Below are 17,291 nucleotides of genomic sequence, written 5' to 3'. Positions count from 1 at the left end.
TGAGGTCATGAACGACACGCCGCGCATCCGGACTGTTCTGAGCTGCACGTTCCTGGCCCTCACCGTGACCGCCGGTGCGACGGCGTGCGCGGGCTCGGACGGCCATCCGCTGTCGGCGAGCCCCTACGACGCCGCCGACCAGGTGGTCTTCGCGGCGGCCGACGAGACCCGTCTCGACCCCGAGAAGCCGCTGGAGATCACCTCCAAGGGCGACGAGGGGCGGATCAGCGACGTCACCGCCACCGACGCGGCCGGCCGCCACCTGGCGGGCGAACTCACCGCGGACGGGCGTACGTGGCGCTCCACGGCCTCGCTGGCCGCCGGGACCCGCTACACCGTCAGGGTGGCCACGGAGGACGAGGACGGGGCGCCTGGCGCCCGTACGTACACCTTCGAGACGGCTCCGGCCAAAAGGGCCCTGACCGTCACCTTCGGGCCGGAGGCGGGCACGTACGGCGTGGGGCAGCCGATCACCGCCGACCTCAGCCTCGCCGTCAAGGACCGGGCCGCGCGCGCCGTCGTCGAACGGGCCCTCAAGGTCCGCTCCACCCCCGCGGTCGAGGGCTCCTGGTACTGGGTGGACGACAAGAAGCTGCACTTCCGGCCCAAGGAGTACTGGCCGGCCGGCACGCTCGTCTCCGTCACCGGCAACCTCGACGGGCTCCGCGTCGGCGACAAGCTCTACGGCGGCCCGTCCAAGCCGCTCCGGCTGAAGATCGGCGACCGGATCGAGGCCGTCGCGGACGCCGGGACCCACTACATGACCGTGCGGCGCAACGGAGAAGTGATCAACACCATTCCGGTGACCACCGGGAAACCGGGCTTCTCCACCCGGAACGGGATCAAAGTGGTGCTCGGCAAGGAGTACTACGTCCGGATGCGCGGCACCAGCATCGGCATCGCCGAGGGCAGCTCGGAGTCGTACGACCTGCCCGTGTACTACGCCACCCGGGTCACCTGGAGCGGCGAGTACGTGCACGCCGCCCCCTGGTCCGTCGGCTCCCAGGGCGTCGCCAACGTCAGCCACGGCTGCGTCGGCATGTCCACCGGCAACGCCGCCTGGTTCTACGAGACCGTCCGCCCCGGCGACATCGTCAGGACCGTCAACAGCTACGGCGAGACGATGGACCCCTTCGGCAACGGCTTCGGCGACTGGAACCTGTCCTGGGACAAGTGGCGCCGAGGCAGCGCCCTGGTCGCCGAGAAGGGCGACCCGACCGCCACCGAGGACGCCAAGGCCCGCCTCAGGCCGTCCCTGTGACGGCTCGGTCCACCTCCGGGCGCCGCGACGCGCCCGGGCTCACGCCCCGATCGCGAGACGTGAGCGCAGCAGGGCCGCCAGGGACGCCGCGAACTCGACGGGTTCCACCGGAAGGGTGACCGCGGCGTCCGCGCGACTCCAGGTCGCCAGCCAGGCGTCCTGCGGCCGCCCGATGAGCAGCAGCACCGGCGGGCAGTGGAAGACCTCGTCCTTGATCTGCCGGCAGACGCCCATCCCGCCCGCCGGGACGGCCTCGCCGTCGAGGACGCAGACGTCGATCCCGCCCTCGTCGAGCCGCTTGAGCACGGCCGGGAGCGTGGCGCACTCCACGAACTCCACGGGCGGCACGTCGGCCGCGGGCCGCCGCCCGGCGGCGAGCCGGACCTGCTCCCGGGTGTTCGCGTCGTCGCTGTAGACCAGGACCGTGGCACTCGACTGCATCGTTCCTCCGTCCGGAAGGCGGGCCGGTCGTCCTCGACCGGTGCGCGGGATGCTACTCCGGTCCACACCCCGTCAACACCCGTTCAACACCTGTTCGAAGGGTGTCGGACGGCCCCGGTGATGGGCCGTTCGGGCTGGACACACCCCCCTGACACTCCGAACGGCACCCCCCGGAGTGAGGGCGGGATAAGCGACCGACATAATGTCGGTCGTGGCGACAGTAACGACAGTAGATACCGGGCACGCGCACCCGTCGGTCAATCGACCGAACCTCACCAGCGTCGGAACCATCATCTGGCTGAGTTCCGAGCTGATGTTCTTCGCGGCCCTCTTCGCGATGTACTTCACCCTGCGATCGGTGACAGGTCCCGAGTTCTGGGCGGAAAAGGCCGCGGCCTTGAACTTCCCGTTCTCGGCGACCAACACCACGATCCTGGTGCTCTCCTCCCTGACCTGCCAGCTCGGCGTCTTCGCCGCAGAGCGGGGCGACGTGAAGAAGCTCCGGACGTGGTTCATCATCACGTTCGTGATGGGTGCGATCTTCATCGGCGGCCAGGTCCTGGAGTACACCGAGCTGGTCAAGCACGAGGGCCTCTCGCTCTCGTCGGACCCGTACGGCACGGTGTTCTACCTGACCACCGGCTTCCACGGCCTGCACGTGACGGGCGGTCTCATCGCCTTCCTGCTGGTCCTCGGCCGGACGTACGCCGCCAAGAGGTTCACTCACGAGCAGGCAACCGCCGCCATCGTCGTGTCCTACTACTGGCACTTCGTCGATGTCGTCTGGATCGGCCTCTTCGCCACGATCTACATGATCAAGTAGTCGGTCACCGCCGGTCACGGCGGACCGACATCCAGCAAGCATCGACGCAGAAGATCCTGACACCGGGGTAATCCGTGAAAAAGCTCTCCGCACGACGACGCCATCCGCTGGCGGCGGTCGTCGTCCTACTTCTCGCGCTGGCGGCCACGGGGGGGCTGTACGCCGCGTTCGCGCCCGCGGGCACGGCGAAGGCCGATGAAACCGCCCAGTCCCTCGCCATCGAGGAGGGCAAGAAGCTCTACTCCGTCGGCTGCGCCAGCTGCCACGGAACCGGCGGTCAGGGCACCTCTGACGGCCCGTCCCTGGTCGGCGTGGGCTCCGCCTCCGTGGACTTCCAGGTCGGCACCGGCCGTATGCCGGCGCAGCAGCCGGGTGCCCAGGTCCCGAAGAAGAAGGTCATCTACACGCAGGCCGAGATCGACCAGCTCGCCGCGTACGTGGCCTCCCTCGGCGCCGGCCCGGCCACGCCGAAGGAAGGCCAGTACAGCCCCGAGGGCGCCGACATCGCGAAGGGTGGCGAGCTGTTCCGCACCAACTGCGCGCAGTGCCACAACTTCACCGGCGAGGGCGGCGCGCTGACACACGGCAAGTACGCCCCGAGCCTCGAGGGCGTCAGCGCGAAGCACCTCTACGAGGCCATGCAGACCGGCCCGCAGAACATGCCCTCCTTCCCGGACAGCACCATGCCGGAGAAGGAGAAGAAGGACATCATCGCGTACGTCAAGGCCGTCAACGGCGACGAGACCGCGAGCCCGGGCGGCCTGTCGCTCGGTGGCCTCGGCCCCGTCTCCGAGGGCCTGTTCGCCTGGATCTTCGGTCTGGGTGCGCTGATCGCAGTTGCCATCTGGGTCGCGGCCCACACCGCTAAGGCCAAGAAGTCATGAGTACCCAAGAGATTCCAGAAGAGAACCTGCCGGCAGGGCAGGACACCGCGCACGGCGCGGTGAAGGTCGCGGACAACCCGTTCGCCGACCCGGGCCTTCCGCCCCACAAGCCGCGCGTCCAGGACATCGACGAGAAGGCCGCCCGGCGCTCCGAGCGCGCCGTCGCGTTCATGTTCGTGCTGTCGATGCTGGCCACCGTCGGCTTCATCGCCTCGTACGTGATCTTCCCGGTCGACAAGATCGTGTACATCTGGCCCTTCGGTCATGTGTCCGCGCTCAACTTCGCGCTCGGCTGGACCCTCGGTCTCGCCCTCTTCTTCATCGGCGCGGGAGCGGTCCACTGGGCCCGCACCCTGATGTCCGACGTGGAGATGGCGGACGACCGTCACCCGATCGCGGCCACCCCCGAGGTCAAGGCGCAGGTCATGGCCGACTTCGCGCAGGGTGCGGCCGAGTCCGGCATGGGCCGTCGCAAGCTCATCCGCAACACGCTCTTCGGCGCGCTGGCCATGGTGCCGCTCTCCGGCGTCGTGCTGCTGCGTGACATGGGTCCGCTGCCCGAGAAGAAGCTCCGCACGACGCTGTGGGCCAAGGGCAAGCTGCTCATCAACATGAACACGCACGAGCCGCTGCGTCCCGAGGACGTGGCCGTGGGTTCGCTGACCTTCGCGATGCCCGAGGGCCTCTCGGAGCACGACCACAACTTCCAGACCGAGATCGCCAAGGCCGCCCTGATGATCGTCCGGATTCAGCCGGAGGACATCAAGGACAAGCGCGAGCTCGAGTGGTCGCACGAGGGCATCGTCGCCTTCTCGAAGATCTGCACCCACGTCGGCTGCCCGATCTCCCTGTACGAGCAGCAGACGCACCACGTGCTCTGCCCGTGCCACCAGTCCACCTTCGACCTGTCCGACGGCGCCCGAGTCATCTTCGGCCCGGCCGGTCACGCCCTCCCGCAGCTGCGGATCGGCGTGAACGACAAGGGCTTCCTCGAAGCGCACGGCGACTTCGACGAGCCCGTCGGTCCCGCATTCTGGGAGCGCGGATGAGCACTGTGACCAACACGCAGAAGAAGGCCCCCGCCGGTGAGCGGGTCGCCGACTGGGCCGACGGCCGCCTGGGCATCTACACCCTGGCCAAGGCCAACATGCGGAAGATCTTCCCGGACCACTGGTCCTTCATGCTGGGCGAGATCTGCCTCTACAGCTTCCTCATCATCATCCTGACGGGCGTCTACCTGACGATGTTCTTCCACCCGTCGATGAACGAGGTGGAGTACGCCGGCTCGTACGTCCCGCTCCAGGGACAGCTGATGTCCGAGGCGTTCAACTCGACCATGCACATCTCCTTCGAGGTGCGCGGTGGTCTGCTCATCCGGCAGATCCACCACTGGGCGGCGCTGATCTTCCTCGCCGGCATGTTCGTGCACATGATGCGCGTCTTCTTCACCGGCGCGTTCCGCAAGCCGCGTGAGATCAACTGGCTGTTCGGCTTCCTGCTGTTCTTCCTGGGCATGTTCACCGGCTTCACCGGTTACTCGCTCCCGGACGACCTGCTCTCCGGCACCGGTGTCCGCTTCATGCAGGGCGCGATCCTGTCGGTGCCGATCGTCGGCACCTACCTGTCGATGTTCCTCTTCGGCGGCGAGTTCCCGGGCGGCGACTTCGTCGCGCGGTTCTACTCGGCGCACGTGCTGCTGCTCCCCGGCATCATGCTGGGCCTGGTGGTCGCGCACCTGATCCTGGTGTTCGTCCACAAGCACACGCACTTCGAGGGCCCCGGCCGGACGAACAAGAACGTCGTCGGCATGCCGCTGCTCCCCGTGTACATGGCGAAGGCCGGAGGCTTCTTCTTCCTGGTCTTCGGCGTCATCGCGGTGATCGCGGCGATCGCCTCGATCAACCCGATCTGGGCGCTCGGCCCGTACCGCCCGGACCAGGTGTCCACCGGCGCCCAGCCCGACTGGTACATGGGCTTCGCCGAGGGTCTGATCCGTGTCATGCCGGGCTGGGAGATCAACCTGTGGGGCCACACGCTGGTCCTCGGCGTGATGATCCCGCTGGCGATCTTCCCGCTGGTCCTCGCCGCCATCGCGGTCTACCCGTTCATCGAGTCGTGGATCACGGGCGACAAGCGCGAGCACCACATCGCGCAGCGCCCGCGCAACGCTCCGACGCGCACCGCCTTCGGTGTCGCCTGGATCACCGCGTACATGGTCATGCTCGTCGGTGGTGGAAACGACCTCTGGGCGACCCACTTCCACCTGTCGATCAACTCGATCACCTGGTTCGTGCGGATCTTCTTCTTCCTCGGCCCGGTCATCGCGTTCGTCGTCACCAAGCGGATCTGCCTCGGCCTCCAGCGCCGGGACAAGGACAAGGTGCTGCACGGCCGCGAGTCCGGCATCATCAAGCGCCTGCCGCACGGTGAGTTCGTCGAGGTCCACGAGCCGCTCAGCCAGGGCGAGCTGTACAAGCTCACCGCGCACGAGCAGTACGAGCCCGCCGCGCTGCCGCCGGCCGTCGACGAGAACGGCGTCCAGCGGAAGATCGGCGCGATGGAGAAGCTCCGGGTCAAGCTCAACAGGGGCTACTACGGCGACGACAACCAGGTCGCCAAGCCCACCCTGGAGGAGTACAAGGAGATCCAGAGCGGCCACGGCCACCACTGAGACCCTCCCGACCTCCTGACACAGGTCGCCACGGCGAGAGCCCCGTCCATTCGATGGACGGGGCTCTTTGCCGTACCCGGGGCTCGATAGGCTGGACCCCGCATCCGACGCACGATCACCAGGAGCTGCCATGAGCGCTGTGACCCCCGCTGGAGGACCTACCACGGCGGGCCGCTCCTGGCCCGTCCTCCTGAACGGCCTCCTGGAGGGGAAGGACCTCTCCGCCGACGACACCGCCTGGGCGATGGACCTCATCATGAGCGGCGAGGCGACCGACGCCCAGATCGCCGGCTTCATGGTGGCGCTCCGGGCCAAGGGCGAGACCGTCGAGGAGATCAGCGGGCTCGTCCGGACGATGTACGCGCACGCCAACACCATCGAGGTGCCGGGACCGGCCGTCGACATCGTCGGCACCGGCGGCGACGGCGCCAAGACCGTCAACATCTCCACGATGGCCTCGATCGTCGTCGCCGGCACCGGCACCAAGGTCGTCAAGCACGGCAACCGCGCCGCCTCCTCCGCCTCCGGCTCCTCCGACGTCTTGGAGAAGCTCGGCATCAACCTCGACCTCACCCCCGCGCGGGTGGCCGAGGTCGCCGAGGAGGCCGGCATCACCATGTGCTTCGCGGTGAGGTTCCACCCCTCGCTGCGGCACGTCGCCGCCGCCCGCGGCCAGCTCGGCATCCGCACCACCTTCAACGTGCTCGGCCCGCTCACCAACCCGGCCCGGGTGCGCGCCCAGGCCGTCGGCGTCGCCGACCCTCGGATGGCGCCGATCGTCGCCGGCGTCCTCGCCGAGCGCGGCAACTCGGCCCTGGTCTTCCGCGGCGACGACGGCCTGGACGAACTGACCATCACCGGCACCTCCCGGGTGTGGGTGGTCCGGGACGGCGCCGTCCGCGAGGAGGTCTTCGACCCGAAGGACGTCGGCGTCGACTACGCGCCGCTGGAGGCGCTGCGCGGCGCCGACGCCTCCTTCAACGCCGACGTGGCCCGCCGCCTCCTGGCCGGCGAGACCGGTCCCGTACGGGACGCCGTGCTGCTCAACGCGGCGGCGGCGCTCACGGCCCTGGAGCCGGGCGAGGGCACCCTCGCGGAGCAGCTGAGGGCCGGGATGGCGCGGGCCGCCGAGTCGATCGACTCCGGTTCCGCCCGCGCGGCCCTGGACCGCTGGATCGCCGTCAGCAACGCCTGAGTCGCCCGCCGCGGTCCGCGCGACCCCCGTTCCGGAATGCGGACGGGGTTGCGCGGACCGCGAGCGGTGGCATACGTTCGGCGACAGGTCATGAGTGACAGCCCTCAAGCCCCGGCTGGCTGTCCGGCAACCCTCCGTCCGTGGCGGGGTGCCCCGGGTGAAGACCAGGCCGTGGACAGCAAGGTCCTCGGCAAGCGCGGACCCCTGCGCCATCCCTGGGGTCCTGGTCCTCGAGGGAGCGGTTTCGTGAGCAAGCGAATGCGCTAGGGCCTCCGGCCCCTTCTTCCCACCTCCGTGCGGCCCCCGTCTCCTTCGGTGTCGCGCGTCGAGGCCAACACCCGTACGCGGTACGCCGGTCGGCGTCGCCCTGCGGGTCCTTCACGCCACTCGCCTGAACGCCGGGAGATACCGCCATGTCCGCACGCCCGCACGCCTCCGCCGATATCGCCGCCGCCGACACCGCCGCCGAGACCGGCGAGACCGCCGAGGCCTGCTGCACCGGGCCGCTGCCCGTGCTCGGCCGGGACGTCACCGTCCCGCTCGTCACCGGCGGCGAGGTCACCTACGCGGCCCTCGACTACGCGGCCAGCGCCCCCGCCCTCCAGCGCGTCTGGGACGACGTCGCCGCCTACGCGCCGTACTACGGCAGCGTGCACCGGGGCGCCGGCTACCTCTCCCAGCTCTCCACCGACCTCTTCGAGCAGAGCCGCGCCACCGTCGCCGCGTTCCTCGACTGCCGCGACGGCGACCAGGTCGTCTTCACCCGGTCCACCACCGACTCGCTCAACCTGCTCGCCCAGGTGGTCCCCGCCGACTGCCGGGTCTTCGTCTTCGAGACCGAGCACCACGCCTCCCTGCTGCCCTGGCGCGACGCCCGGGTGACGTACCTCGACGCCCCGCGCACCCCGGCGCAGGCCGTCGAGACCCTGGAGCGGGCCCTCGCCGACCGCGACCCCCACGGCCCCGCCCTGGTCTGCGTCACCGGCGCCTCCAACGTGACCGGCGAGCTGTGGCCGGTGCGCGAACTCGCCGCCGCCGCCCACGCGCACGGCGCCCGGATCGTCCTGGACGCCGCCCAGCTCGCCCCCCACCACCCGGTGTCGGTGAAGGATCTGGACGTCGACTGGGTCGCCTTCTCCGGACACAAGCTGTACGCGCCCTTCGGCTCCGGTGTCCTCGCGGGCCGCGCCGACTGGCTCCAGGCCGCCGAGCCCTACCTGGCCGGCGGCGGCGCCTCCCGCACGGTCACGCGACGCGTCGGCGGGGAGGGGGCCGGGGGCGTGGACGTCGAGTGGCACACCACCGCCGCCCGCCACGAGGCCGGCTCCCCGAACGTCATCGGCGTCTACTCCATCGCCTCCGCCTGCAAGGCGCTCACCGAGGCCGGCTTCGACGCCCTCGTCGCCCGCGAGCGGCACCTCATCGACACCGTCCGCGCCGGCCTCGCCGAGGTCCCCGAGGTCCGCGTCCTCTCCCTCTTCGGCGACGACGCCCCGCGCGTCGGAGTCATCTCCTTCGTCGTCGAGGGCTGGAACAGCTCCCACTTCGCCGCTGCCCTCTCCGCGGAGTACGGCATCGGCGTCCGCGACGGCCTGTTCTGCGCCCACCCGCTGGTCCGCACCCTCCTCGGCTCGGACCCCCAGGACCCGGGCGAGTGCGGCGCTCCCGAGGCGGCCGCCCCGGGGGAGCGTTCCCTGAACGCCATCCGCGTCAGCTTCGGTGCCGGTACGCCGGACGAGCACGTCGAGCGTTTCCTCGGCGCCGTGAAGGAGCTCGTCAGCGATGGCGCCCAGTGGAAGTACCGCACGGAGGACGGTCGCTGCGTCCCCGACCGCGGCTGACCCGACCGGTTCGGGCCACGCGCCGGCTCCCGCGTCGGGCCCGTCCGCGGGCCGTCCGACGCCGGTCGACTCGCGGTGCGTGATCACTCTTCGAAGACACGTGCGGGCACGGGAGGAGGGGCCGCGACGACGCCGGCGTCGCCGGGGCGACGCCGGCGGTGGTCCGCCTTCGGCCCCGGCTCAGGACTCCAGGCCGATGGCGAAGGCCGCCTCCAGATCGTGCTGCGAGTACGTGCGGAAGGCCACGTGGGTGTCGGTGCCCTCGACGCCCGGGATCTTGCTGATCCGGCCGGGGATGACCTCGGCCAGGTCGTCGTGGCGCGGCACCCGGACCATCGCGATGAGGTCGTACGTACCGGTCACCGAGAAGACCTCGCTGACGTTGTCGAGCGCGGCGATCGACTCCGCGATCTCGGGGATGCGGTCCACGCTGGTCTTGATGAGGACGATCGCGGTGATCACGGCTGGCTGTCTCCCTCGGTCGCCGCTGCTGGGGTTTTCACTCTATCCCCACCCCGGAACCGCACCCAGGCGTAGAGGAAGCCGACCGAGAACCCCACCACGTGGGCCAGATAGGCGACCCCGGGGCCCGCGCCCGCGGAGCGCGCGGCCAGCCACTGGAGCGTGAACCAGAAGACGAGCACCGCCCAGGCCGGGAAGCGCAGCGGCAGGAAGAAGAGGAAGGGGAAGAGGCTGGTGACCCGGGAGCGGGGGAAGAGGAAGAGGAAGGCCCCGAGCACCGCGGAGATCGCCCCCGAGGCGCCGACCAGGGTCTGCCCGCTGTCGGCGTGCGCCACCGCGTAGCCCAGCAGGGCGAGGTAGCCGGTGCCCAGGTAGAAGAGGGCGAACTCGGCGTGCCCCATCCGCTCCTCGGCCATCGCCCCGAAGACCCACAGGAAGAGCATGTTGCCGAGCAGGTGGAGCCAGCCGCCGTGCACGAAGAGGGCGGTGAAGGGGGTGAGCAGGGCGCCCGGGTCGCCCCGGGTCAGCTCGGCCGGCACCACCCCCCACCGCCGGAAGTACGCGCTCTGCGCCGCCAGCACCTCGTCCCCGGTCCCGTACGACGGGTTCAGGCCGGAGACCGGGCTGACAATGAAGAGGAGACAGCAGGCGGCGATCAGTCCGTACGTCACCGCGGGTCCGGTCCGGAGGCCCCGGTAGGCGCCCAGGGCCGTGGCTCGCCAGTCGATCATGGACAGATCATGGCCCAAGAGGGACGAAGTGGACAGAGTGCCTCGCCGGGCCGGGCGCCGTCCGGTGAGGCCGTAGGGTTACGGGATCGAGCACCGCAGTCCGACGGCGCACCGCGGCTCCCGTACCTGGTACCACCACGACAGGAAGAAGGACGGCACATGACGACGGTTCCCCTGCCGACCGAGGAGACCCGCTGGCGCTGCACCCTGTGCGGCAACCTGACCCGCTTCGACGTGACGCGCTCGTCCAAGGTCGTCGAGTACGTCCATCTGGACCTCGCCGGGGAGCCCAAGGTCGAGGAGCGCGAGGTGCTCAGTGAGACCATCGAGTCGGTCCGCTGCCGCTGGTGCAACGCGGTGGACCAGATCGAACTGGTGGACAAGCCGGGCGTCGAGTCCTGACGGACGGCGCCGACGACAGTAGGGGTGACGGATCGTGGAGCAGTCCGCGCACGGTGGCGAACCGGCCGGCGCGGCAGGTGACGCTGCCGAGACGCTCGACCATCCCCTGCCGGAGGGGGTGCGGCGGCGGGTGATCGCGCTGGTCGCCGACGCCTTCGGCGGCCTCACCGTCGCCGAGCTGCCCGCGCCCCTGCGCCAGTACGCCCGCTTCACCGCGAGTCGGCGCGCCAAGTTCGCCGGCAACGCCATGGCCGCCGCCCTGGAGGGGGACCCGCTCTTCCGGCAGCGGATCGGCGAACGGTTCAAGCAGGCCCAGCCGGAGCTGGCCGCTGCCGTGGAGGGCGGCACCCCGCCCGCCGCCGCCGACCCCGTCGACGTGGCCGCGGCGGCGTACGTGCTGCGCCCGACCGGCTGGGCCAAGCTGGTGGCCGCCGCCGGCGAGGAGGTCCAGCGCGCCGACGCCGAGCGGGCCGACGAGGCCGGCCGGCGCGAGCTGGAGCGGCTCCGCGAGGAGTTGGCCGCCGCCCGCGAGCGGACCCGGGACGAGACCGAGCAGCTCCGGCACGACCTGGAGGCCGCCCGCAAGGAAGCCGAATCGCTTCAGCGCAAGCTGCGCAGCGCCCAGAGCGACGTGAAGCGCGGCGAGGCGGCGCTGCGGCGCGTCCAGGGCGAGATCGAGGCGGTCCGCTCCGAGTCGGCCGCCCAGGTCTCCGCCGCCGAGAGCGAGTCGCGCCGGCTCAAGGCCCGGCTCGGCGAGGTCGAGGCGGCCCTGGAGGCGAGCCGCCGGGCCGCCCGCGAGGGGCGCTCGGTGGAGGACATGCGGCTGCGGCTGCTGCTCGACACCGTCCTCGACGCGGCCCAGGGGCTGCGGCGCGAACTGGCCCTGCCGCCCGTGTCGGTGCACCCGGCGGACACCGTGGACGCGGTGGAGCCGGGGCGGATGTCGCCGAAGGACATCGCGGCCCGCGCCCTGTCGGAGACCGATCCGGCCCTGCTGGACCAGCTGTTGGAGCTGCCGCAGACCCATCTGGTCGTCGACGGCTACAACGTCACCAAGACCGGCTACCCGACGATGCCGTTGGAGAAGCAGCGGCTGCGGCTGCTCGGCGGGCTCTCCGCCCTCGCGGCCCGTTCGGGCGCCGAGGTCACCTGTGTCTTCGACGGCGCCGAGCTGGCGGCGCCGGTGCTCCTGGCGCCGCCGCGCGGGGTGCGGGTGCTGTTCTCCAAGCCCGGGGTCACGGCCGACGAGTTGATCCGCCAGCTGGTGCGGGCGGAACCGCCGGGCCGGCCGGTCGTGGTGGTCTCCACCGACCGCGAGGTGGCGGACGGCGTCGCGAAGGCGGGTGCGCGGCCGGTGGCGTCGGCTCTGCTCCTGAAGCGGCTTTCGCGACTCTCGTAACGACTCGCCCGGCACGCAACTCTTGAGCTCTATGCCCGATTTATGGATGGCAATCCGTCAAGTCCCCGTCACGCGCGGTGTGATGCGCGTAAATAAAGTGGTGCGTGAGCGAGTTTTTTGCCAGCGGGATTTGAACTGATCACAACTTGGTCACTAGGGTCGGGCCTCGAACCTCCGCGCGGTTGATCGCCCAACAGGGTGGTCCGTGGAGGAACCGCCTGCCCCTGACCGGCCGGGCGGCTCGAGGAAGAAGGAGCTCGCCTTCGTGGCGTCCCACCGTCGACCCAAGCAGCCGAGCCGCACCCGTGTGACCGTGCTCACCGCGACCGCGGCCGCCGCCGTCGCGTTCTCCGCCCAGACCGGAGCCCAGGCGGCCCCCAAGCCGAAGATCGACGAAGTCAAGTCGAAGGTCGACAAGCTCTACCACGAGGCCGAGGAGGCCACGGAGCAGCACAGCCTGGCCGAGGAGCGCCGCGGCAAGCTGCAGAAGGAGATCGGCCAGATCCAGGACCGGGTGGCCCGTGGTCAGCAGGAGCTGAACACCCTCCGGGACCAGATCGGTTCGGTCGCCAGCGCCCAGTACCGCTCCGGCGGCATCGACCCGGCGCTCCAGCTCTTCCTCTCCGCGAACCCGGACGACTACCTGGACAAGGCGTCCGCCATCGGCCGGGTCACCGACCAGCAGGCCGATGTCCTCGCCGCCATCCAGGACAAGCAGCGCAGCCTCGCCCAGCAGCGCGCCGAGGCCACCGCCAAGCTCGGCGACCTCGAAGAGGTCCGCAAGACGCTCGCCGAGAAGAAGAAGAAGATCCAGGGCAAGCTCGCCGACGCCCGCACGCTCCTCAACACCCTCACCGCCGAGGAGCGCGCCCGCATCCAGCAGCAGGAGCGGGCCGAGGCCGAGCGCGCCTCCCGCGCCGCCGCCCCCCGCCTCGACCTCGGCAACGAGGCCCCGGCCAGCGGCCTCGGCGCCGCCGCGCTCTCCGCCGCCGCCACCCAGCTGGGCAAGCCGTACGTCTCCGGCGCCGAGGGCCCCAACGCGTACGACTGCTCCGGTCTGACCCAGTGGGCCTACCGCCAGGCCGGCGCCGGCCTCAGCCGCACCACCTACACCCAGCAGAACGACGGCGTGAGGATCGGCCGCAGCCAGCTCAAGCCCGGCGACCTGGTCTTCTTCAACGGCCTGTCGCACGTCGGCCTGTACGCGGGCAACAACACGATCCTGCACGCCCCCAAGCCGGGCGCCGTGGTCCGCTACGAGTCCATGAACTACATGGGCACCTTCCAGTTCGGTGTCCGCATCGGCGGCTGACCCGCCCGGCCGTGCCGCCCGAACGGGTGGTTCGGCGCACACTCCGCTGACCTGACGCCCCGCCGGTGACCTCGTGATCTCCGGCGGGGCGTCATTTTGTGTACCCGGCGCCTTCGTTGGACGCGAGGGAGGGAGCGGCTACTGTCTGCCGCGCCAGTCCGCACGAGCCGAACGAAAGAGCGCGAGCCGTGGCCACCCACCGCCGACCCGCCCGGGTCACCGTCCTGACCGCCGCCGCCGCGGCCACCGCGGCGGCCTCCCTCGGCGCCGTCCCCGCGAGCGCCGACCCGGGCGCCGGCACCGAGGCCACCCGCGCCAGGGTCGACCGGCTCTACGAGGAGGCCGAACGCGCCACCGAGAGCTACAACCGGGCCGACGAGAAGGCCGACGCGCTGCGCCGCAAGGTCGGCCGGGCCCAGGACAGCCTCGCCCGCGGCCAGGAACGCATCAACCGGATGCGGGGCGCCCTCGGCGCCCTCGCCGGCGCCCAGTACCGCTCCGGCGGCCTCGACCCCACCCTCGACCTGCTGCTCTCCTCCGACCCGGACAGCTACCTCGACCGGGCCTCCGTCCTCGACCGGGTCACCGCCCGGCAGACCGCCGCCCTCACCGAGCTCCGGCAGGAGCGACATCGCCTCGACCAGGAGCGCGCCGAGGGCCGGGCCGCCCTCGCCGAGCTGGAGCGCAGCCGCGCCGAGGTGGCCCGCCACAAGCGGTCCGTGGAGCGCAAGCTCGCCGAGGCCCGCCGCCTCCTCGCCTCCCTGACCGCCGCCGAGCGCGCCGACTACGAGCGGGCCTCCCGCTCCGGCGGCCGGGCCGGCGCTCCCGGCGAGGAACCGCCGCCGCCCGCCGACCTCGGCCCGGCCGACTCCCGGGCCGCCGCCGCGGTGCTCGCCGCCCGCAGCGCCGTCGGCAAGCCGTACGTCTGGGGCGCCACCGGCCCGACCGCCTTCGACTGCTCGGGACTGATGGTCTGGTCGTACCGGCAGGCCGGGATCAGCCTGCCGCGCACCTCGGCCGCCCAACGGCACGCGGGCCGACAGGTGCCGCTCTCCCAGGCGCAGCCCGGCGACCTCGTCACCTACCGCGGCGACGCCAGCCATGTCGCCATCTACGCCGGGAACGGGCAGGTCATCCACGCCCCCTACCCGGGCGCCCGGGTCCGCTACGACCCGGTGAACATGATGTCGCACGTGACGGTGACCCGGCCCTGAGCCCGCCCGGCGCCCCCATCGGGAGGCGCCGCGCCGCCACCCTTCCGTACGATCGGACCCGTGCGGGAACAGGGGAGCGGGACACGGAGGCCGGGAGCCGCGCTGCTCGCGCTCGTCCTCGCCCTCGCCGCGCTCGTCGGCTGCTCCACCGCCGGCCCGCCCGCCGACCCGGCCCTCCGCGAGGTGCGGGCCCTGCTCGACCGGCACGCCGAGGCCCTCCTCGACCGTGACGAGACCGCCTGGCTGGCGGCCGTCGCCCCCTCGTACCGCGCCGAGGCGCGCACCGAGTTCCGCCGGCTGGCCGCCGTCCCGCTCGCCGGCTGGTCCTACCGCGTCACCGGAGTCGACCGGACCGGCGAGGGCCGGCTCACCGCCCGCGTCGAGCGCGGCCACCGCGTCGAGGGCTACGACCCCGGCCCCTCCGCCGCCGGCCGGCTCGTCGACCTCACCGAGCGGGACGGGCGCTGGTACGTGACGGGGGAGCGGCCCGCCGAGGGCGCCCCCGTGCGGCTCTGGGAGCAGGGCGAGGTCACCGCGGTGCGCGGCGCCCGCTCCCTCGTCCTCGGCGTCGGCCAGGACCGGAAGCGGCTCGCCGAGATCGCCCGGCTCGCCGACCGGGCGGTGCCCGCCGTCGACGCCGTCTGGAGCCCCGGCTGGGCCCGCCGGGTGCTGGTCCTCGTCCCCGCCTCGCTCGACGACATGGGCGGGCTGCTCGCGGTGGACGGCGCGCAGTACCGGGGGATAGCGGCCGTCACCACCGGCGAGACCGGGCGCCGGCCGGACGCGCCCGCGGACCGCGTGATCGTCAATCCGGAGGCGTACGGGATGCTCGGCGACTTCGGCCGGGAGCTGATCCTCACCCACGAGGCCGTCCACGTCGCCACCCGCGCCCACACCTCGCCGTCCACCCCGGTCTGGCTCTCCGAGGGCTTCGCCGACTGGGTCGCCTACCGGGGCGCCGGCCGCACCCCCGCCCAGGCCGCCCCCGAGCTGCGCCGTGCCGTGCGGGCGGGGGACGCGCCCGCCGCGCTCCCCGAGGACGCCGACTTCGGCTTCGGCGGCGACGGGGAGGCCCTGGCCCGCGCGTACGAGAGCGGCTGGCTCGCCTGCGCGATGATCGCCGACCGCTGGGGCGAGGACCGCCTCACCGCCTTCTACCGGGAGGTGGGCGCGCACCCGGGCAGGGAGGGCGCGGTGGAGAACGCCCTGCACAAGGTCCTGGCGACGACGCCGGAACGATTCACCGCGGAGTGGCGGACGTATCTGCGGGCTCAGCTCGGCTGAGGGCGGGCGCCGGGCTCGGCGAGCCGGCCCTCCCCGGCCCCGGCCGACGGGAGGGCGGCCGTCGCCGGGACCGCGACGCGGCTCGGGGCGCTCAGGCCGAGCCCGTCAGGACCTTCTCGCGCTCCGGCCGGCCCTCCGGGACCGGGATGACCGTGCCGGCCTCGGTGACGGTGTGCTTCCACAGGATCCGGCAGGCCATGAGGGTCGCCGCGATCAGCAGGCCGTTGCGGAGGAACAGCACGCCGATCCCCAGCCAGTCGCTCTGGGTCACGTGCGAGAACCAGACCGGGAACTCGAACTGCGTCACGGCCGTCGCCCACAGGATCAGGTACGCCGGCGTCCGCATCCGGCTGGAGCGGTACACCAGGCAGACCGCCGCCAGGCCGACCAGCCAGATCATGTACTGGGGGGAGATCACCCGGCTCGTCGCGGTGAAGAGCAGCACGGCGACGAAGGCCGCGTCCGCGACCGTCGAGGAGGTGAAACGGCGCGCCTTGAAGCGCCACAGCAGCAGCCAGCCGAAGGCCGCCACCGTCAGCGCCATCGCGCCCTTCGACACCCAGGAGACGTACGGGCCGAGGAACTCGATCGAGCCGTAGTTCATCCGCGCCTCGCCGTCCCAGCCGAAGTGCCGGGCCACGTGGAAGACCATCGCACCGAGCGACTCGACCTCGGTGCCCCGCTCGCTCTGGAAGGAGAGGAACGCGAGCCCGCCCGGCATCCACACCATGCACAGCGCCAGGACGCCCACCGCCGTGCCGGCCGCGACCGGCCAGGAGCGCCAGGTCGCCCGGCCCTTCGGGGTGCCCGCGAGGATCAGCGCCGGCCACACCTTGAGGACCGCGCCGAAACCGGCGAGCGCGCCCAGCACCCGCGGGCTGCGGATCGCGGCGAGCAGCCCCGCCACGGCCACGGCGGTGACCATGATGTCGTAGCGGGCGTACGCGGTCGGGCCCATCAGCGGCACCGCCGCCAGCCACAGCCAGGCGCCGCGCGGCGACCGGCCGGGCCGCCCGCCCGTGTACAGGAGCAGCCCGAAGACGGCGGCGTCGCAGAGGAAGGCCAGCACGAAGAACGCGGCCGCGTAGTTCAGGAACGGCAGCAGGGCGGGGGAGAGGATCGCGAGGGCCGCCGCCGGCGGGTACTGCCAGGTGACGTCGTCCTGCGGGTACGTGCCGGTCTTCAGGACCTCGTACCAGCTCTGGTAGATCTGCTCCACGTCGCTGGTGACGTCGGGGCCGGGCACCACCACGATCTTGAAGACGCAGATCAGCAGGATGATCCTGGTCAGCGCCCACAGTCCCAGCGGAAGACGCATGTCCCGCAGTCGCCCGGCCGTGCGCGAGCCCGTCTCCACTGCGCCCGTCATAC

At 71.8% G+C, this 17,291-nt stretch carries 16 protein-coding genes and 1 riboswitch; of the genes, 12 read left to right on the top strand and 4 right to left on the bottom strand.

Annotated elements, in window-relative coordinates; genetic code table 11:
- Nucleotides 1-7: 7 nt before the first annotated feature.
- The gene (locus tag ACFZCF_RS01645; protein ID WP_388439856.1) at nt 8-1,261 is read left to right on the top strand and encodes an Ig-like domain-containing protein; all 1,254 of its coding nucleotides are present in this window, start codon (nt 8-10) and stop codon (nt 1,259-1,261) included.
- Between the two features lie 39 nt (nt 1,262-1,300).
- Here ACFZCF_RS01645 and ACFZCF_RS01640 read toward each other — a convergent pair whose 3' ends face one another.
- Complete coding sequence (locus ACFZCF_RS01640; protein ID WP_388439853.1) at nt 1,301-1,702, bottom strand: hypothetical protein; 402 nt, start codon at nt 1,700-1,702, stop codon at nt 1,301-1,303.
- Nucleotides 1,703-1,904: 202 nt separating this feature from the next.
- Here ACFZCF_RS01640 and ACFZCF_RS01635 point away from each other — a divergent pair, with 202 nt between their 5' ends.
- The 6 genes from ACFZCF_RS01635 to ACFZCF_RS01610 all read left to right on the top strand — a co-directional run bounded on the left by ACFZCF_RS01635 (nt 1,905) and on the right by ACFZCF_RS01610 (nt 9,116).
- On the top strand, nt 1,905-2,525 hold the full coding sequence (locus ACFZCF_RS01635; RefSeq protein ID WP_169085597.1) for a heme-copper oxidase subunit III: 621 nt from the start codon (nt 1,905-1,907) through the stop codon (nt 2,523-2,525).
- A gap of 74 nt (nt 2,526-2,599) precedes the next feature.
- Entirely contained in the window at nt 2,600-3,409 is an 810-nt protein-coding gene (locus ACFZCF_RS01630; protein ID WP_388439849.1) for a c-type cytochrome, read from the top strand.
- On the top strand, nt 3,406-4,458 hold the full coding sequence (locus tag ACFZCF_RS01625; RefSeq protein ID WP_391283889.1) for a Rieske 2Fe-2S domain-containing protein: 1,053 nt from the start codon (nt 3,406-3,408) through the stop codon (nt 4,456-4,458). The genes ACFZCF_RS01630 and ACFZCF_RS01625 overlap by 4 nt, the downstream gene beginning before the upstream one ends.
- Nucleotides 4,455-6,080 carry a cytochrome bc complex cytochrome b subunit gene (locus ACFZCF_RS01620; protein ID WP_388439842.1) on the top strand — a complete coding sequence of 542 codons (1,626 nt, stop codon included), beginning with the start codon at nt 4,455-4,457 and terminating at the stop codon, nt 6,078-6,080. Before ACFZCF_RS01625 ends, ACFZCF_RS01620 begins: the two co-directional genes overlap by 4 nt.
- 130 nt (nt 6,081-6,210) lie before the next feature.
- Nucleotides 6,211-7,275 (top strand): anthranilate phosphoribosyltransferase, encoded by a 1,065-nt coding sequence (trpD, locus tag ACFZCF_RS01615; RefSeq protein ID WP_388439839.1) that lies wholly within the window; start codon nt 6,211-6,213, stop codon nt 7,273-7,275.
- An 86-nt stretch (nt 7,276-7,361) separates the two neighbouring features.
- A riboswitch (SAM riboswitch) is annotated at nt 7,362-7,478 on the top strand.
- Between the two features lie 210 nt (nt 7,479-7,688).
- Complete coding sequence (locus tag ACFZCF_RS01610) at nt 7,689-9,116, top strand: aminotransferase class V-fold PLP-dependent enzyme (RefSeq protein ID WP_391283886.1); 1,428 nt, start codon at nt 7,689-7,691, stop codon at nt 9,114-9,116.
- A 180-nt stretch (nt 9,117-9,296) separates the two neighbouring features.
- Here ACFZCF_RS01610 and ACFZCF_RS01605 read toward each other — a convergent pair whose 3' ends face one another.
- Complete coding sequence (locus ACFZCF_RS01605) at nt 9,297-9,578, bottom strand: Lrp/AsnC family transcriptional regulator (protein ID WP_030758121.1); 282 nt, start codon at nt 9,576-9,578, stop codon at nt 9,297-9,299.
- Entirely contained in the window at nt 9,575-10,309 is a 735-nt protein-coding gene (locus ACFZCF_RS01600; protein WP_391283883.1) for a rhomboid family intramembrane serine protease, read from the bottom strand. Before ACFZCF_RS01600 ends, ACFZCF_RS01605 begins: the two co-directional genes overlap by 4 nt.
- A gap of 159 nt (nt 10,310-10,468) precedes the next feature.
- On the opposite strand from ACFZCF_RS01600, the gene ACFZCF_RS01595 reads away from it, so the two are divergent.
- From ACFZCF_RS01595 to ACFZCF_RS01575, 5 genes are all read left to right on the top strand, one after another.
- Nucleotides 10,469-10,711: a hypothetical protein gene (locus ACFZCF_RS01595; protein ID WP_360600295.1), complete on the top strand. Its 243-nt coding sequence runs from the start codon at nt 10,469-10,471 to the stop codon at nt 10,709-10,711.
- Between the two features lie 34 nt (nt 10,712-10,745).
- The gene (locus tag ACFZCF_RS01590; RefSeq protein ID WP_388439829.1) at nt 10,746-12,110 is read left to right on the top strand and encodes an NYN domain-containing protein; all 1,365 of its coding nucleotides are present in this window, start codon (nt 10,746-10,748) and stop codon (nt 12,108-12,110) included.
- 265 nt (nt 12,111-12,375) lie between these two features.
- The gene (locus ACFZCF_RS01585; protein WP_391283881.1) at nt 12,376-13,422 is read left to right on the top strand and encodes an NlpC/P60 family protein; all 1,047 of its coding nucleotides are present in this window, start codon (nt 12,376-12,378) and stop codon (nt 13,420-13,422) included.
- A gap of 188 nt (nt 13,423-13,610) precedes the next feature.
- Nucleotides 13,611-14,636: an NlpC/P60 family protein gene (locus ACFZCF_RS01580; protein ID WP_388439824.1), complete on the top strand. Its 1,026-nt coding sequence runs from the start codon at nt 13,611-13,613 to the stop codon at nt 14,634-14,636.
- Between the two features lie 60 nt (nt 14,637-14,696).
- Nucleotides 14,697-15,920, top strand: coding sequence for a hypothetical protein (locus ACFZCF_RS01575; protein WP_391283879.1), 1,224 nt, complete (start codon nt 14,697-14,699; stop codon nt 15,918-15,920).
- Between the two features lie 91 nt (nt 15,921-16,011).
- On the opposite strand, the gene ACFZCF_RS01570 is transcribed toward ACFZCF_RS01575, so the two are convergent.
- The gene (locus tag ACFZCF_RS01570; RefSeq protein WP_388439817.1) at nt 16,012-17,289 is read right to left on the bottom strand and encodes a glycosyltransferase 87 family protein; all 1,278 of its coding nucleotides are present in this window, start codon (nt 17,287-17,289) and stop codon (nt 16,012-16,014) included.
- Nucleotides 17,290-17,291 lie beyond the last annotated feature (2 nt).

This window comes from Streptomyces sp. NPDC007945 (assembly GCF_042958885.1).
GTDB lineage: Bacteria > Actinomycetota > Actinomycetes > Streptomycetales > Streptomycetaceae > Streptomyces.
The sequence above is the reverse complement of the archived record's forward strand: the minus strand, read 5'-3'. Positions and strand labels throughout refer to the sequence as shown.

Bases quoted from the DNA above. Each gene is read 5' to 3' on its own strand.
- ACFZCF_RS01640 (WP_388439853.1), bottom strand. From the start codon at position 1,702: ATGCAGTCGAGTGCCACGGTCCTGGTCTACAGCGACGACGCGAACACC.
- ACFZCF_RS01595 (WP_360600295.1), top strand. From the start codon at position 10,469: ATGACGACGGTTCCCCTGCCGACCGAGGAGACCCGCTGGCGCTGCACC.
- ACFZCF_RS01620 (WP_388439842.1), top strand. From the start codon at position 4,455: ATGAGCACTGTGACCAACACGCAGAAGAAGGCCCCCGCCGGTGAGCGG.
- ACFZCF_RS01600 (WP_391283883.1), bottom strand. From the start codon at position 10,309: ATGATCGACTGGCGAGCCACGGCCCTGGGCGCCTACCGGGGCCTCCGG.
- ACFZCF_RS01625 (WP_391283889.1), top strand. From the start codon at position 3,406: ATGAGTACCCAAGAGATTCCAGAAGAGAACCTGCCGGCAGGGCAGGAC.
- trpD (WP_388439839.1), top strand. From the start codon at position 6,211: ATGAGCGCTGTGACCCCCGCTGGAGGACCTACCACGGCGGGCCGCTCC.
- ACFZCF_RS01635 (WP_169085597.1), top strand. From the start codon at position 1,905: ATGTCGGTCGTGGCGACAGTAACGACAGTAGATACCGGGCACGCGCAC.
- ACFZCF_RS01570 (WP_388439817.1), bottom strand. From the start codon at position 17,289: ATGACGGGCGCAGTGGAGACGGGCTCGCGCACGGCCGGGCGACTGCGG.
- ACFZCF_RS01610 (WP_391283886.1), top strand. From the start codon at position 7,689: ATGTCCGCACGCCCGCACGCCTCCGCCGATATCGCCGCCGCCGACACC.
- ACFZCF_RS01645 (WP_388439856.1), top strand. From the start codon at position 8: ATGAACGACACGCCGCGCATCCGGACTGTTCTGAGCTGCACGTTCCTG.